Source organism: Pseudoalteromonas sp. NFXS39 (assembly GCF_040148775.1).
Taxonomy (GTDB): Bacteria; Pseudomonadota; Gammaproteobacteria; order Enterobacterales; family Alteromonadaceae; genus Pseudoalteromonas; species Pseudoalteromonas apostichopi.
This window is the reverse complement of the sequence record NZ_JAGDEC010000003.1, coordinates 143,444-157,900: the sequence shown is the minus strand read 5'-3', so window position 1 is coordinate 157,900 and position 14,457 is coordinate 143,444. Positions and strand designations below refer to the sequence as shown.

The 14,457-nt window shown below is 41.1% G+C and carries 12 protein-coding genes; 4 read left to right on the top strand and 8 right to left on the bottom strand.

What is annotated here, in order from left to right:
• The first annotated feature begins 302 nt into the window (after window positions 1-302).
• On the top strand, window positions 303-2,015 hold the full coding sequence (locus J3455_RS06915; RefSeq protein ID WP_349561403.1) for a purine-cytosine permease family protein: 1,713 nt from the start codon (window positions 303-305) through the stop codon (window positions 2,013-2,015).
• 17 nt (window positions 2,016-2,032) lie between these two features.
• Complete coding sequence (locus J3455_RS06910; RefSeq protein ID WP_349561402.1) at window positions 2,033-3,529, top strand: mannitol dehydrogenase family protein; 1,497 nt, start codon at window positions 2,033-2,035, stop codon at window positions 3,527-3,529.
• A gap of 61 nt (window positions 3,530-3,590) precedes the next feature.
• On the opposite strand, the gene secF is transcribed toward J3455_RS06910, so the two are convergent.
• The 5 genes from secF to queA form a co-directional block, all read right to left on the bottom strand.
• The gene (gene secF, locus J3455_RS06905) at window positions 3,591-4,538 is read right to left on the bottom strand and encodes a protein translocase subunit SecF (protein ID WP_130050431.1); all 948 of its coding nucleotides are present in this window, start codon (window positions 4,536-4,538) and stop codon (window positions 3,591-3,593) included.
• A gap of 8 nt (window positions 4,539-4,546) precedes the next feature.
• The gene (secD, locus tag J3455_RS06900; RefSeq protein ID WP_167658393.1) at window positions 4,547-6,406 is read right to left on the bottom strand and encodes a protein translocase subunit SecD; all 1,860 of its coding nucleotides are present in this window, start codon (window positions 6,404-6,406) and stop codon (window positions 4,547-4,549) included.
• Window positions 6,407-6,428: 22 nt separating this feature from the next.
• Window positions 6,429-6,767 carry a preprotein translocase subunit YajC gene (gene yajC / locus J3455_RS06895; RefSeq protein ID WP_036973302.1) on the bottom strand — a complete coding sequence of 113 codons (339 nt, stop codon included), beginning with the start codon at window positions 6,765-6,767 and terminating at the stop codon, window positions 6,429-6,431.
• Window positions 6,768-6,796: 29 nt separating this feature from the next.
• Window positions 6,797-7,924: a tRNA guanosine(34) transglycosylase Tgt gene (gene tgt, locus J3455_RS06890; protein WP_058583935.1), complete on the bottom strand. Its 1,128-nt coding sequence runs from the start codon at window positions 7,922-7,924 to the stop codon at window positions 6,797-6,799.
• Window positions 7,925-8,062: 138 nt separating this feature from the next.
• The gene (gene queA, locus J3455_RS06885) at window positions 8,063-9,094 is read right to left on the bottom strand and encodes a tRNA preQ1(34) S-adenosylmethionine ribosyltransferase-isomerase QueA (RefSeq protein ID WP_349561399.1); all 1,032 of its coding nucleotides are present in this window, start codon (window positions 9,092-9,094) and stop codon (window positions 8,063-8,065) included.
• Window positions 9,095-9,309: 215 nt separating this feature from the next.
• On the opposite strand from queA, the gene J3455_RS06880 reads away from it, so the two are divergent.
• Both J3455_RS06880 and J3455_RS06875 read left to right on the top strand, forming a co-directional pair.
• The gene (locus J3455_RS06880) at window positions 9,310-11,820 is read left to right on the top strand and encodes a two-component system response regulator (RefSeq protein WP_167658394.1); all 2,511 of its coding nucleotides are present in this window, start codon (window positions 9,310-9,312) and stop codon (window positions 11,818-11,820) included.
• Window positions 11,821-12,053: 233 nt separating this feature from the next.
• Window positions 12,054-12,257: a hypothetical protein gene (locus J3455_RS06875; protein WP_054563535.1), complete on the top strand. Its 204-nt coding sequence runs from the start codon at window positions 12,054-12,056 to the stop codon at window positions 12,255-12,257.
• A gap of 29 nt (window positions 12,258-12,286) precedes the next feature.
• On the opposite strand, the gene J3455_RS06870 is transcribed toward J3455_RS06875, so the two are convergent.
• Genes J3455_RS06870 through J3455_RS06860 form a run of 3 tightly spaced genes read right to left on the bottom strand, consistent with a single transcriptional unit; the run spans window position 12,287 to window position 14,331 of the window.
• A complete protein-coding gene (locus tag J3455_RS06870) occupies window positions 12,287-13,195 on the bottom strand; it encodes a hypothetical protein (protein ID WP_167658395.1) in 909 nt (302 codons plus the stop codon).
• Window position 13,196: 1 nt separating this feature from the next.
• Window positions 13,197-13,796, bottom strand: a complete 600-nt coding sequence (locus J3455_RS06865; protein ID WP_130050426.1) for a hypothetical protein — start codon at window positions 13,794-13,796, stop codon at window positions 13,197-13,199.
• A complete protein-coding gene (locus tag J3455_RS06860; RefSeq protein WP_130050425.1) occupies window positions 13,789-14,331 on the bottom strand; it encodes an RNA polymerase sigma factor in 543 nt (180 codons plus the stop codon). The genes J3455_RS06865 and J3455_RS06860 overlap by 8 nt, the downstream gene beginning before the upstream one ends.
• Between the last annotated feature and the right edge of the window lie 126 nt (window positions 14,332-14,457).

Here is a 14,457-nt window from a genome sequence, read left to right as displayed (position 1 = left end):
CTAAACAAGTGTAATTACTTCGACTTATTATTAACAATTAACCGATTGAGCAGACTAGTTTATTAACATTGACAAAAAACAAACAACGTAGGATTATGCCCAACAGGCATAGATTTGCCCAAGAAAGCATTTGCTTTTATGTAAATGCTCAATGACAACAATCATGGGCATGTTGAATTTGAAATTTTCTATTTGTCTAATAAAAAGTTTTAAGTGTTAAGCAATAAGCACACAAATAAAAATGCGGTTTAAGCTATTCACTTGCAAATCAGCATGCCTAAAAAGTACTGGGATCGTTACTTATGAAAAGTGATCATAAAGACCTAAACCACATAGAAGAAGAACAATTGCCTATTGCAAAACATAAGCTCAAAGGATGGAGACATTTTTTAGGTTTATACGCTGGTGAGCATGTTGCTGCCACCGAATTTGTATTTGGTGCAACCTTTGTTGCACTTGGTGCAACCATGACAGATATTCTGCTTGGTTTACTAATAGGTAATATTCTCGCCGTGCTGAGCTGGACACTAATCACAACCCCAATAGCGGTTGAAACACGCCTGAGTCTATATACTTACCTTCAAAAAATAGCAGGAAACTCTATGACCCGGTTGTATAACTGGGCGAACGTAATAATCTTTACAGTCATTTCTGCAGCTATGATCACCGTCTCTGCAACGGCTGTTCGCTTTGCACTTGATATTCCCGCTCAATTAAATTGGTATCCAACAAACGCATGGTTTGTCATGGTCGTTCTTGCCGTTGGCATTATCGTTGTATTGGTTGCCATGTATGGTTTTAATGCTGTATCGCAATTCTCAGGTATTTGTGCTCCATGGTTATTTGTTATGTTCATCAGCGGTCCGTTAGTACTCATGCCTGAACTTGCAAATTCTGTAATTGGTGAAACCTCAGTCTCCAGCTGGAGAGACTTTATGCACATTGGCAGTGTCTCCGTATGGACTGGGTTAGATGCTAATGGTGAGCCAGGCATTGGGCTGTTAGAAGTCATCGGTTTTTCTTGGGCAGCGAACACGATTACTCATTTTGGTTTAATAGACATGGCCCTACTACGTTACGCGAAGAAAAAAAGCTATGGCTTATGTACATCAGCAGGTATGTTATTTGGTCACTATATCGCTTGGATCTCCGCTGGTATTATGGGTGCGGGCACAGCTGTCCTTGTGAAAAAGTCTATTACGGAGCTAGATCCAGGTGATGTTGCGTTCCATGCTCTTGGATTATCTGGGTTAGTTATTGTTATTGTTGCAGGCTGGACAACAGCAAATGCAAACTTATACCGAGCAGGTCTTGCTGCACAAGCTATATTTAGTAACCTTTCGCGTACCAGAACGACATTTTTGGTGGGCATAGTTACTGTTTTAATTGCTTGCTTTCCATTTGTATTTACTAAGTTACTCCCATTACTAACATACGCAGGGCTTTTAGTCGTACCTGTAGGTGCCATCGTTTTTGCTGAACACTTTTTATTTCCAAAGATAGGGCTAACTCGTTATTGGGTTACCTATAAAAAGCTTGAGCATAGCTCTGCGGCTGTGATTGCGTGGGCACTTGGTTTGGTTTTCGGATTTACATTAAACGCGATCAATATAATCCCATTCTACTACCTTTTCTTACCGACTTGGGTTTTCAGTATTGTCGTATATATATTTTTAGCAAAACGAAGTGGAGCTGCACATAAATATCCTGAAGAAGAAGCAGATCTTGCTAATTTTGATAAAAAAGTAGAAAGATTTCACGCCGAGCAAGCAGCCAATGAGCCATCATTTATTCTTGATACACGTCTGCTAACCAAAGTACTCACTTCGGTTACTTGGTTAAGTTTAGGTATCACTGTGGTGCTAGCAGCAAATACCATGTTCTACTCACCTGATGTTGCTTCATATGAATACAATAGAACATTATTTTTCAATAGTGGATTCGCATGTACCATCATTTATTTCGTTTGTGCGTACTGGGCTATGCAACGTAAAAAACAATTTTCAGCCGTTTAACTGCTCGGAGGCAAAACATGAGCGCACTTTCTTTAAATAACTCAACACTGAGCTCATTTCCTACATCTATATCGGTGCCGCGTTATAACCGACAATCACTAAAAGCCGGGATTGTCCATGTTGGTGTGGGCGGGTTTCACCGCTCTCATCAAGCTTTCTATACTGATAACTACATCAACCATACGGGAGATTTAGGTTGGGGCATATGCGGTATAGGCTTACGCGAGGCTGATCGGGCTATTAAGCAATCTCTAGAAGCACAAGATTATCTGTACTCTCTATTAGTAAAACACCCAAGTGGCAAAACTGATGTGCAAGTAATTGGCTGTTTAACCGATTTTCTCTTAGCGCCGGATGATCCAGAAGCCGTAATAAATAAAATGGCCGCTGATGAAACTCAGATTGTTTCATTAACAATAACAGAAGGGGGTTATAATTATGACCCATCTACCGGCGAGTTCGATTTTTCAAACCCCGATATACAACATGATTTAGCAAACCCAAACAAGCCAAAGCTGATTTTTGGCTACCTTGCTGCTGCTTTAGATCGCCGTAGAAAAAGTGGCAAAAAACCATTTACAATTCAGTCTTGTGATAATGTTCAACACAACGGTGATGTACTACGGAAAATGTTAGTTACTTACATTAGTTCGTTTGACTCAGAGCTTGCTGATTGGGTAGTAAGTCAAGTTAGCTTCCCTAATGCAATGGTCGATCGTATAACGCCTGCAACCACTGATAAAGATATTGCTCTAGCTGAACAAATGGGAGTAATCGATTCATGGCCTGTCACTTGTGAGCCTTTTCACCAATGGGTCATCGAGGATAAGTTTTGTCAACAACGCCCAGCTTGGGAGAAAGTAGGTGCACAAGTAGTAACTGATGTAACTCCTTATGAAACCATGAAAATTCGCTTGTTAAATGCGAGTCATACTGTTTTGGGAATACTCGGTTCTTTGCGTGGCTATCAAACCATAGAACAAACAATTTCAGATCCCTTATTTGCAGCAGTAATAAGCAATTTCATGGATAACGAAGTAACACCTATTTTAGATGACGTGCCCGGTATTGATCTTAGTGATTATAAGCGAACGCTGATAGCTCGATTTGCAAACCCTAACATCAAAGACAGCCTTACACGAATTTGCTCTCAAAGCGCAAGTAAGGTCTCTACCTTTTTAGTGCCTACTATTTTAGAAAACTTTAAAATTGGTGGGAATACTCCAATTGCTAATTTAGTGATTGCAGCTTGGTGCTTATACAGCGACACTCATTCATCGCAACAAGGTAAGCCTTTAGAGGTTATCGATGATATAGCTGAAACATTACAGCAGGCAGCTCATGCATCACGAATCTCACCACTCGCTTTTCTTGAGCAACCGAGCATTTTCGGCCCAATTATTGAAAACAAGTCATTTTGTGATGAATATAAATATTACATCAGTAAACTTTATGCGGGAGTGGCGATAGAGCACATTATGGAAGCATTGTTAAGTAAGGATCAGGTAAGGTAAGTTTAAAAAGATATTATTCAAAAAAAAACCGCCCTATGGCGGTTTTTCTTTGTAACACTGGTTAAGGCATAGGATCGAGATCCGCACCTTCTTTTTCTATTACTTCTGGAATTAAGTCTTCTTTACTTACACCCATTGCAATTGCTACAGCTGAGGCAACATAGATAGATGAGTAAGTACCGATGAATACACCAAATAGTAATGCAGTTGCGAAACCGTGGATCGTTTGACCACCCCAGCCAAATAACGCAATCAATACTAAGATAGTGGTGATTGAAGTTACTAGGGTACGGTTTAACGTTTGCGTTAATGAAATATCGATAATTTCAATCGTGTCATCAATACGCACCTTACGGAAATTTTCACGGATACGGTCAGATACAACGATGGTATCGTTGAGTGAGTAACCTATTACCGCCAAAATTGCCGCAAGAATCGTTAAGTCAAATTCAAGGCCAAGCACTGAGAATAAACCTAATGTAATGATAACGTCGTGTAATAGTGCTGATACTGCACCGACCGCAAAACGCCATTCAAAACGAAACGCAACGTAAATTAAGATACAGATAAGCGCAGTTAACATGGCAAGGCCACCCTGCTCTTTCAGATCTTCACCAACACTTGGGCCAACAAATTCGATACGACGCATTTCTACTGTCGACTCAACTTTTTGTAATGCCGTAATGATTTGGTTACCAATTACTTCTGCTTTTACGCCAGGACCTTGCGGAGCAAGACGCACTAGAATCTCTTTACTTGAGCCAAACAGTTGCACCGAAAAATCTTCAAAGCCACTTTCAGTGATTGCATCACGAACTTCTTTAAGATCAGGTGCCTGTGTAAAGCCTACCTCAACAGCGGTACCGCCAGTGAAGTCGAGACCAAAATTTAAGCCTTTAGTAAAAAACGATACGAAAGAAGCCAAAATCAACAAAGTTGATAGTGCCATGGCAAACTTTCTTAACTTCATAAACGGGAGTGTTTTACCACCGAGTTTTAAAATTTGCATGCTGACTCCTAAATCGACAACTTCTCAACGCGCTTACCGCCAATAAACAAGTTGATTACCGCACGGGTACCAACAATGGCTGTAAACATAGAGGTGATAATACCAATCGCTAGCGTTACTGCGAAACCAGCAATAGGACCAGTACCCACTGCAAATAGGATCACTGCTGCGATAAGCGTTGTGATATTAGCATCTAAAATTGTGCTAAACGCGCTGTCGTAACCAAAATGAACCGCTTGTTGTGGACTGCGTCCATCTGCAAGTTCTTCACGAATACGTTCGAAGATAAGTACGTTGGCATCAACGGCCATACCTACGGTTAGTACGATACCGGCAATACCCGGTAGCGTTAGCGCTGCACCTGGGATAAGCGACATTACACCGACGATTAGTACTAAGTTGGCACCTAGGGCGATATTCGCCACCATGCCGAAACCTTTGTAATAAACAAGCATAAATAAAAGTACAAACACGAAACCAAGCACAACCGCGGTCATACCCGCTTCAATGTTTTCCTGACCTAAGCTTGGACCTACCGTGCGCTCTTCAACAATTTGAATTGGCGCAACAAGTGCACCCGCACGTAGTAATAAGCTAAGATTATGTGCTTCAGCTGGGTTATCGATACCAGTAATACGGAATGAACGGTCAAGACGCGCTTGAATCGTCGCCACGTTAATCACTTCTTCAACTTTAATTGGTGGAAGTGCTTTACCATTTTCATCTGTTTTACCTGATGGCTTATATTCGATAAATACCGTTGCCATGCGTTTACCGATCGCACGCTTAGTGAACGCATTCATTTTCGCGCCACCTTTACTGTCTAGCGTGATGCTAACTTGTGGACGTTGATACTCATCCATACCTGATTGCGCGCCAGTAATGTGGCTACCTTCAAGGATGATGCGTTGCTTAAGTACCACAGGGTAACCTTCACGAGCCATAATCATTTCAGTACCAGGCGGTAAACGGCCCTGAAGCGCAGCACTTGCATCTGCGTTTTCATCAACTTCGCGGAATTCTAATGTTGCTGTTGCACCAAGAATTTCTTTTGCACGAGCTGTATCTTGTACACCCGGAAGCTGCACGATAATGCGCTCAGCACCTTGACGCTGTACGTTCGGCTCTGCAACACCAATCTGGTTAATACGGTTACGAATAATCGTTTCGTTTTGTTTGATAGCGTAATCACGAATTTCTTTAAGCTTTTGCTCGCTCATGCTGGCATAAAAAGCATTATCGCTGCTGCTATCATCAACATAAACGTTTAATGGGTAACGTGTTGATAAGAAACGCTCTGCAGCGTCTTTATCTTCTTCGTTACGCATTTCAACACGTAATCGCTCACTATTCGCTACACGGCGAATAGTACGATAACGTAGTTTTTCTTCACGTAAGTCACTTTTGAAATCTTGTTCCATTTGCTCAAGCTGAGTATCAACCGCCGTCGCCATGTCGATTTCCATAGTAAAGTGAACACCACCGCTTAAATCTAGGCCTAGCTTCATTGGGTTACCACCCAGTGACTTTAACCACTCTGGTTGAGCAGGAGCCATATTGATTGCAGAGATATAATCTTCACTAAGGGAATCACGCAGTAGATCTTGCGCTTTTAGTTGGTCTTCAACATTCTTAAAACGAACCAGAATTTGTCCGTCTTCAAGTTTACTTGATTTAACAGTAACGTTATGTTCTTTGAGAGTCGCATTTACTTTATCGAGTACGCTGAGGTCAGCATCAGTACCTTTAGTGCCCGATACTTGTATGGCCGGGTCACGGCCATACAAGTTAGGAGAGGCATATAAAATACCAACGACTAACACTACAAGAACAAGTAAATACTTCCATAATGGAAACTTGTTTAACACGTGTGAGTCCTTATTTTTATTGTTATAGCGACTTCATAGTGCCTTTAGGCAATACTGCAGAAACAGCTGATTTTTGTACTGTTACTTCTGCTTGGTCATTTAATGAAATCACGATGAAGTCTTTGTCATCAGCGATTTTAGCAATCTTACCCACTAAACCACCTTGCGTTAGTACTTCGTCGCCTTTTGCCATTGCGCTCATTAGTGCTTTATGCTCTTTTACGCGCTTAGCTTGTGGACGGTAGATTAAGAAATAAAATACCAGACCGAAAATACCCAACATGATCAGCATTTCCATGCCACCACCTGCTGGTGCTGCACCTGCCGCACTTGCGTGGGCGTTTGAGATGAATAAACTCATTTCACTTCCTCTTTAATTTTTCTAAAAATTTAATCTGATGTATCTGCAAGCTCAGGCACTTCTTGGCCGCGGCGTGCATAAAAATCTGCAACAAATTCGTCTAGTTTGCCATTGCTAATGGCATTACGTAAGCCTTCCATCACGCGTTGATAATAACGTAAGTTATGAATCGTGTTTAGACGTGCGCCTAAGATTTCATTACATTTATCAAGATGATGCAAGTATGCACGTGAATAGTTTTTACAAGTATGACAATCACACTCAGGATCCAGTGGACCCGTGTCTGTTTTATGGACTGCATTACGGATTTTAACAATGCCGCCTGTTACGAATAAATGACCGTTACGAGCATTACGCGTAGGCATTACACAGTCAAACATATCGATACCACGGCGAACCGCTTCAACTAAATCTTCTGGTTTACCAACGCCCATTAAGTAACGAGGCTTGTCTTCAGGCATTTTGTAAGCACAGTGATCAAGAATATTGATCATCTCATTTTTCGGCTCACCTACCGATAAACCACCTAAGGCATAACCATCAAAGCCGATTTCTTCTAGGCCTTTTTGTGATTGTGCACGAAGCTCAGGATACATACCACCTTGAATAATACCAAATAGCGCAGCTGGGTTATCGCCATGACCTTCTTTTGAACGTTTAGCCCAACGAAGTGATAACTCCATAGAATCTTTAGCTTCTTTTTCTGTCGCAGGGTATGGCGTACATTCGTCAAAAATCATCACGATGTCAGAGCCTAAATCACGCTGAACTTGCATCGCTTTTTCTGGCGAAAGCATGATTTTTTCACCATTAACTGGTGAGCTGAACATTACGCCTTCTTCAGTGATTTTACGCATTGCGCCTAAGCTGAATACTTGGAAACCGCCTGAATCAGTTAGGATTGGACGATCCCAATTCATAAAGTCGTGTAAATCACCGTGTTGCTTTATGATTTCTGTACCAGGACGCAGCATTAAGTGGAAAGTGTTACCTAGGCAAATTTGCGCACCGGTATCTTTCACTTCGTCAGGCGTCATGCCTTTAACAGTACCGTAAGTACCTACTGGCATAAATGCTGGCGTTTCTACAACACCACGTTCAAAAATCAAGCGGCCGCGGCGCGCTTTACCGTCAGTGCGGTCTAATTCAAATTTCATATTATCCTCAGTGTCGGAAAAACAGTCCAACAAGCTATAATTTAACCGCTCGATTCTACCCTGTTTGCGGGTTTATTACTATAAATTGGGCTAAATTCGAAAATAAAAAGCCCAGTTAAAAAACTGGGCTTTTTATAGTTATTTGCGCGTTAAGAACATCGCATCACCATAACTAAAGAAGCGATACTGCTGCTCAATAGCCGTATGGTAGGCACCCATAATGTTCTCTTGGCCAGCAAAAGCACTCACTAACATGATTAACGTTGATTCAGGTAAGTGAAAATTTGTCACCATGGCATCAACCACATTGAACTGATAACCCGGGTAGATAAAGATATCGGTATCACCAAAATATGTATCTAATTTGCCGCCGTGCACTTTAGCAGCTGACTCTAACGAACGCACTGACGTAGTACCCACCGCAATTACACGACCACCTTTTGCTTTCGTTTCAGCTACCGCTTTAACCACTTCATCTGGTACTTCGATGTACTCTGAGTGCATGACATGCTCATCAACTGAGTCAACGCGCACAGGCTGGAAAGTACCTGCACCAACATGCAAAGTCACAAACGCCATGTTAATGCCTTTATCTTTTAAGGCTGCCATTAACTTATCGTCAAAATGCAGGCCTGCAGTTGGGGCTGCAACTGCACCTGGTTTTTCACCATATACTGTTTGGTAACGCTCACGGTCTGATTCGTTATCAGGGCGGTCAATATAGGGTGGCAATGGCATGTGCCCAATGTCATTAAGAATATCAAGTACATTTTCGTCTTTGGCAAATTCAAGCTCAAATAGCTCACCGTGACGGGCAACCATGATTGCTTCAGCTTTACCTTCAAGAATGATTTTTGATCCTGGTTTTGGTGATTTGCTGGCACGTACATGAGCCAGCACTCGGTGCTCATCAAGCACACGCCCGACCAATACCTCTAGCTTACCACCCGACTCTTTTTGCCCGAACATGCGAGCAGGGATCACTTTGGTGTTATTAAAAACTAATAAGTCATTTTCGTTAACGAGCGATAAAATATCACTAAATACTTTGTGCTCAACTTGCCCTGACGGGCCATCAAGCGTCAGTAAACGGCTGCTAGTTCGATCTGCTTTAGGAAAACGAGCAATTAATTCATCAGGAAGGTCAAAGCTAAAATCAGCTACGCGCATGGAGCATATCTCTCATTAATAAAAACGCGCCAAGTTTACTCTGATACGCCCACTACCTCAAGCAAAGCCCTGCACCATCTTAGCGCTCGCTAAAGGCGATTTTAGACTTAAGTGCTTAATAACCGCTTTTAGGTAAAGTTTGCTTGTAGATTAGGCAAAATGTCATTATTCTAGCTTATTCACTAAACATGGGTTAAGTAAGAGGTAGTAGCGCCATGGCAAAGCAGTTAAAGCTGCTAATTTTGAACGCGAGCGTTGCTGAGCGTGAAACAATTAAGACTACATTAAATAAGCTTAATGTCTTCACCTTTATCGAAGCTAGTGACTCTCAAGATGCGCTAAAAATTCTCAAAAGCCACCCTGTGGATATTATCATTACAGGCCTTGAGGTCGGTAAAATTGATGGCTGGCGTTTCTCGCGCATGATTCGCTCTGGGTTATTAAAGACCCCAAAAAACACACCGATTTTACTTACTCCTCCAATTTATTGTGAACGCATAGCCGAAACCACTGCACGAAGCTATGGTATTGATGCCGTACTGCCGTTTGAGCGCCAAGATATGCTACCGCAAGTACTGGCAAACGTGTTATCAACTCACCTTGAAAAAAGTAGTCGCCTTAATTTATTACTACTTGAAACAGATAACCGTAAAGCAAATGACATTAGCGAACAGCTAAAACTCAGCTTCGCTATTACCCATACCACATCAACAAAAGCGGCCCTTGCCACCTATTTGCAGCAAAAGTTTGCCATTGTACTGATAGATGCCACTGAATCTCACTCTGATACCGCAGCCGGATTGATTAGTGAAATTTTACAGCACAACCCTAAACAAGCAATTGTAACCATCATAGATAACAATGATGCAGATTACGCTGAGCAATTGTTACTTTCTGGCGTCACTGATTTTATTCGCGCACCTTACGATCATTCGTTATTGAGTAAAGTCTGCGATCATGCCGCCCGTCGTGAAGACTTTATGGTGAGCTATGCAGAGTTTGCGCAAAAAGTAGAACAACTAAGTCAGAGCCAAAGCCGTTATAAAGAGCTGTTTTCTGCCCACCAACGTATTTTATTACATCTCAATACTGTGGTACTTGAGTTTAACCAAGAGGGTAATATTCGCTTTATTAACCCAGCATGGGAGCATCTGACGGGCTACGGCATTAAGTCTAGTTTGGCGAAATCATTAACTGACTTTTGTTTGCCTGAGTGCAAAACAAAGCTGCAGGCTACAATTCAGAGTATCTTGCGTGGTGGCGAGTTACAGCAACAAGTTGAAATTCAGTTAAAACACAAAAATGGCAATGCAATTTGGGTTGAGTGCCGCTTACAGCTGATTAAAAATAGCCAAAACTCAGCGACGATAACTGCTACTATCGATAACATCCATGAACGTAAGCAAGCTGAACTGCAACTACGTCACTTAGCGCTCCATGATACGCTCACAGAACTGCATAACCGCTACTACTTTGACCAACAATTACAACGTATTTGTAAAGCTAAATACACCAGTAATGATACCGAGCATGCGCTCATTTATATCGACTTAGATCACTTTAAAATTATCAATGACAGTAAAGGTCACCAACAAGGTGATATCGTTTTAAAAGAGGTTGCTCAGTTATTCATTACAAATATCAGTGAGGAGCACCTGATCTGCCGTATAGGTGGTGATGAATTTGCCGTGATCTTAAAAAATACCAACTTACTCGATGCGCACTTAGTTGCAGAAAGTATTTGTATGGCGATTGAAAAACACCGTTTTCACTCAGAAGGTCAAGAATACTCAATTAGCTGCTCGATAGGTTTAACCCAAATAACCGCTGAAAATAACGATCCAAGTGAGTGTTTAAAGCAAGCTGATATTGCTCTGTATGTGGCAAAGAGCTTAGGCCGAAATCTAGTTCATTGCTACTCGAAGGAAGACTCTAGCCACAACAGTTTACAAGCTGGCCTTGAGTGGGGCCACAGTATTCGCCAAGCATTACAACATGATGCTATCGAATTACACTATCAACCGATTTGGGATTTCAAGCAAGGTCACGTTGCCTATTTTGAAGCTTTATTACGCTTAACGCTTGATGATGAACTCATCTACCCTAACCAGTTTATTCCTGCACTAGAGCTTTTAAACGATACCTTTTTGATGGATCAATGTGTAATTCGTAATGCTATTAAAAGCGTTGCCAAGTACCCCGAACTAAATCAAGTTGCGATTAACTTGTCTGCACAGTCATTTTTAGATGAGCGCTTGCTGCCACATATTGAGTCGAGCTTAAAAGAATACAGTGTTGAACCAACACGCATTATTTTTGAGATCACTGAGTCTGCAAGTATCAATAACCTTGCTGCTACCCGTGCCATGATCGAGCGATTAAACGGCTTAGGTTGCCACTTCTCTATTGATGACTTTGGAACTGGCTTTAGTACTTTTAACTACCTTAAACAATTACCTGCTCAGCATGTAAAAATTGATGGCTCATTCGTCCGCGACATGTTGAATGACCCCATCGATTTAGCTCTTGTGAAAGCGATTAATGACATTAGTACTTCTTTAGATAAACGCTCTGTTGCTGAATATGTTGAAAATAAAGAGATATTCTTAGCGCTAAAAGAGATTGGTGTCGACTATGGTCAAGGTTACTTTATTGCTCGTCCTGTTCCGGTTGAAAAAATAAGCGACGAGCTTAAAAAAATATCTGAAAATAATCTGTTTAACTAACAATTATCTAGCCTTAAAAAGCTTAAATTTAATACATTTTTAAACATTTTTTATTAGTTTTTAAACTTCCATACTGACAATACTCATCTATACTTAAATCCACAGCAAGATGAAATGTCATGCATTTATGGTGATTATCTAAAAAAAACATGACATTGCATATTATATTAAACATACATAATATAACTTAACATCGTTAAGTCCATGTATTGACGGTATAAAGGAGAAAAGTGATGACACAACTAATCGTTTTGTTACTGATTGTGAATCTAGGGATAGCGTATCAATGTTACCGTAATGCGACCTTTAAGGGGTATCCGGTAAAAACATTTACAGGGCTAGGGTTAGTACCTTACTTTAATTTAGTCGTGTGGGTTTACTTGTTGTTTTTACCCGACTTAAAACCATTTTCAATGAATGAAAAGCAGCCACTTTAGGCTGCTTTTTTAGTTGGGAGTGTGAAAGCTTAAAAGCTATAACTTGATGCTTTATCAAGTAATTGTGCGGCTTTTATATCACCAACCACACACTTTTTAATATCTGATTTTTTAAACACTTTTACTTGCTCACTTTTACCTTCGCTAACACCACGAATGATAAAACTGACATGCTCATCATTAGGTAGACTTCTTAAGCCGCTACCATAATCACATAAGGTCAGTGATAAACTTTTATCTACTTGCTGAGCTAAGGCGGCCAATTGCTGTTTTTGTTCTTTAACACGCGCTTGCTTCTTCTCAGCTAACTCTTTGCGCATTTCTTGCTGTTTTAATGACAACTTTTGCTGCTGTTTTTCAAGCTCTTTGATAGATGCTTGCAAAGCCTGTTTACGCTTTTCGAGCTCTTGCTCTTTCGCATCTTTATCGTGACGGCGGTCAAATTCAAGGTCGCGCTTTTCACGTTCAAGGTCGCGGATTTCACGGCTAACATCGCGCTCTTGTTCAGCTACTTCACGAACTCGTTCAGCGCTTTCTCGCATTACTTCCATGGCTTGTTGATAGGCCTCTTGGGTTTTCACTACGACAGCATCGCTAATCACTTGCACATGTTCGCCCAGCACTTCTATTTCAGCCAGCTCTTCAAAATCGATATCTGGCAGTGGTGGAAGGGGGGCATCAGGCACAGTCGCAAATACTGAAGACCAACGTGAGCTACCTCGCACATCAAAGCTAAACACCACGCCTTGGTGCTGCAAATAACTTGAAGACACGTTTCTTACCTTGTTATCGGTATCTTGTTTTAATGCGGCTGTTAGGATTTTTTCCATTATGCCTACTTCTCGCTGAATTTGATCTAATTCATCACTTGCTTGTGCTGATAAGCTTACTACTGTGCAAAGCAATAAGGCAGCTGTGGTTGATTTGTATTTTGACATCTTAATACTCCAAGTTATTGGCAACGGTTGGCAATGGGCTACCATCCACTTGCTCTGCTAAATCATTTAATTGCATACGTAAGTACGCTTGGTCTTGGGCTCGCTGCGTTTTAATATATGCAAGCACACTGGCAATATCTTCCTGACGCTCTACTCGCCCCGTCTTAATAGCTTCTTTTGCTAACTGATACATTTGTTGCTGCTGCACTTCATTTTGCGCAGTGATAATATTTTGCAATTGATCTATTTGCTTTTGTTGTGACTCTAATAAATTGGTTTGTTTGGCCACTTGCTCGAGTAATTGCTGATTTCCTTGCTGTGGATTACTAACAAAAAGCCACGCGCAAAATGCAATTGATGCAGCCACTGCCCACATCCCTGAACCAAAAAACAGATTCGATTTTTGTACTTTTGGCATACTGGACTCTCGATCCCAGTTTGGTACTGACACCGTTTCATAATTCTGACTTTGCTGTTGCCATTGCATTGCATTACTCATCATTAATGCATATTCAGCATTGGCCTGTAGCAACGCAATTTGCTCGTCTGTAAGACTTTCGCCTTCTAACCATGCGCTAAACAATGAATCTAAATTAGCCATCTACGGCCTCCAAATGCACTTTTAACTTACCAAGTGCACTGTATAGTCTCGATTTAGCTGTATTGGTTGAAATACCTAATTGCTCAGCTATCTCTTCAAACGTACAGTGCTGAAAAAATTTTAACTCCACCACCAAGCGTTGCTCCCAGGGTAAATTATTCATCATTTCTTTGAGCTCATAATGCTGCTCGGATTGCAGTCGATTGGTTTCTAACTCACTCTGCTCACAACTTTCTTCTGGTACAGAATCCAAGCTCTGATGCAGCTTACGGCGGCGATAATATTCAACACTGCGCCTGTGCACAATTTGATAGAGCCAAGTGTTAAAACTCGATTCCCCGCGAAAACTTGGCAAGCTTTTATATACAGAAATAAACACTTCTTGCATCAAATCCATTGCATCATCAGGGTGGCTTAGCATCCTTAAACAATAGTTATACACCTGTGTTTCGTGCTGCTTGACTAATTTCAACCACGCCCGTTTATTACCTTGCTGCGCTTTAGCAATTAATGTTTCAAGTGATTGAAAAAACACACTAGCCTCGTCATCTGATCTGCCTTTTATGGTTTTGTTATTATGTTAGTCGAGGGAAGGAAAAAAATAGTTTGTTTAAATAATAAAAAACCCCAAATTTTTTATTTGGGGTTTTATTTAGAGGTA

Bases quoted from the DNA above. Each gene is read 5' to 3' on its own strand.
- secF (WP_130050431.1), bottom strand. From the start codon at position 4,538: ATGCAAATTTTAAAACTCGGTGGTAAAACACTCCCGTTTATGAAGTTA.
- yajC (WP_036973302.1), bottom strand. From the start codon at position 6,767: ATGAGTTTATTCATCTCAAACGCCCACGCAAGTGCGGCAGGTGCAGCA.
- queA (WP_349561399.1), bottom strand. From the start codon at position 9,094: ATGCGCGTAGCTGATTTTAGCTTTGACCTTCCTGATGAATTAATTGCT.
- J3455_RS06875 (WP_054563535.1), top strand. From the start codon at position 12,054: ATGACACAACTAATCGTTTTGTTACTGATTGTGAATCTAGGGATAGCG.
- tgt (WP_058583935.1), bottom strand. From the start codon at position 7,924: ATGAAATTTGAATTAGACCGCACTGACGGTAAAGCGCGCCGCGGCCGC.
- J3455_RS06865 (WP_130050426.1), bottom strand. From the start codon at position 13,796: ATGGCTAATTTAGATTCATTGTTTAGCGCATGGTTAGAAGGCGAAAGT.
- J3455_RS06915 (WP_349561403.1), top strand. From the start codon at position 303: ATGAAAAGTGATCATAAAGACCTAAACCACATAGAAGAAGAACAATTG.
- J3455_RS06910 (WP_349561402.1), top strand. From the start codon at position 2,033: ATGAGCGCACTTTCTTTAAATAACTCAACACTGAGCTCATTTCCTACA.
- J3455_RS06880 (WP_167658394.1), top strand. From the start codon at position 9,310: ATGGCAAAGCAGTTAAAGCTGCTAATTTTGAACGCGAGCGTTGCTGAG.
- J3455_RS06870 (WP_167658395.1), bottom strand. From the start codon at position 13,195: ATGTCAAAATACAAATCAACCACAGCTGCCTTATTGCTTTGCACAGTA.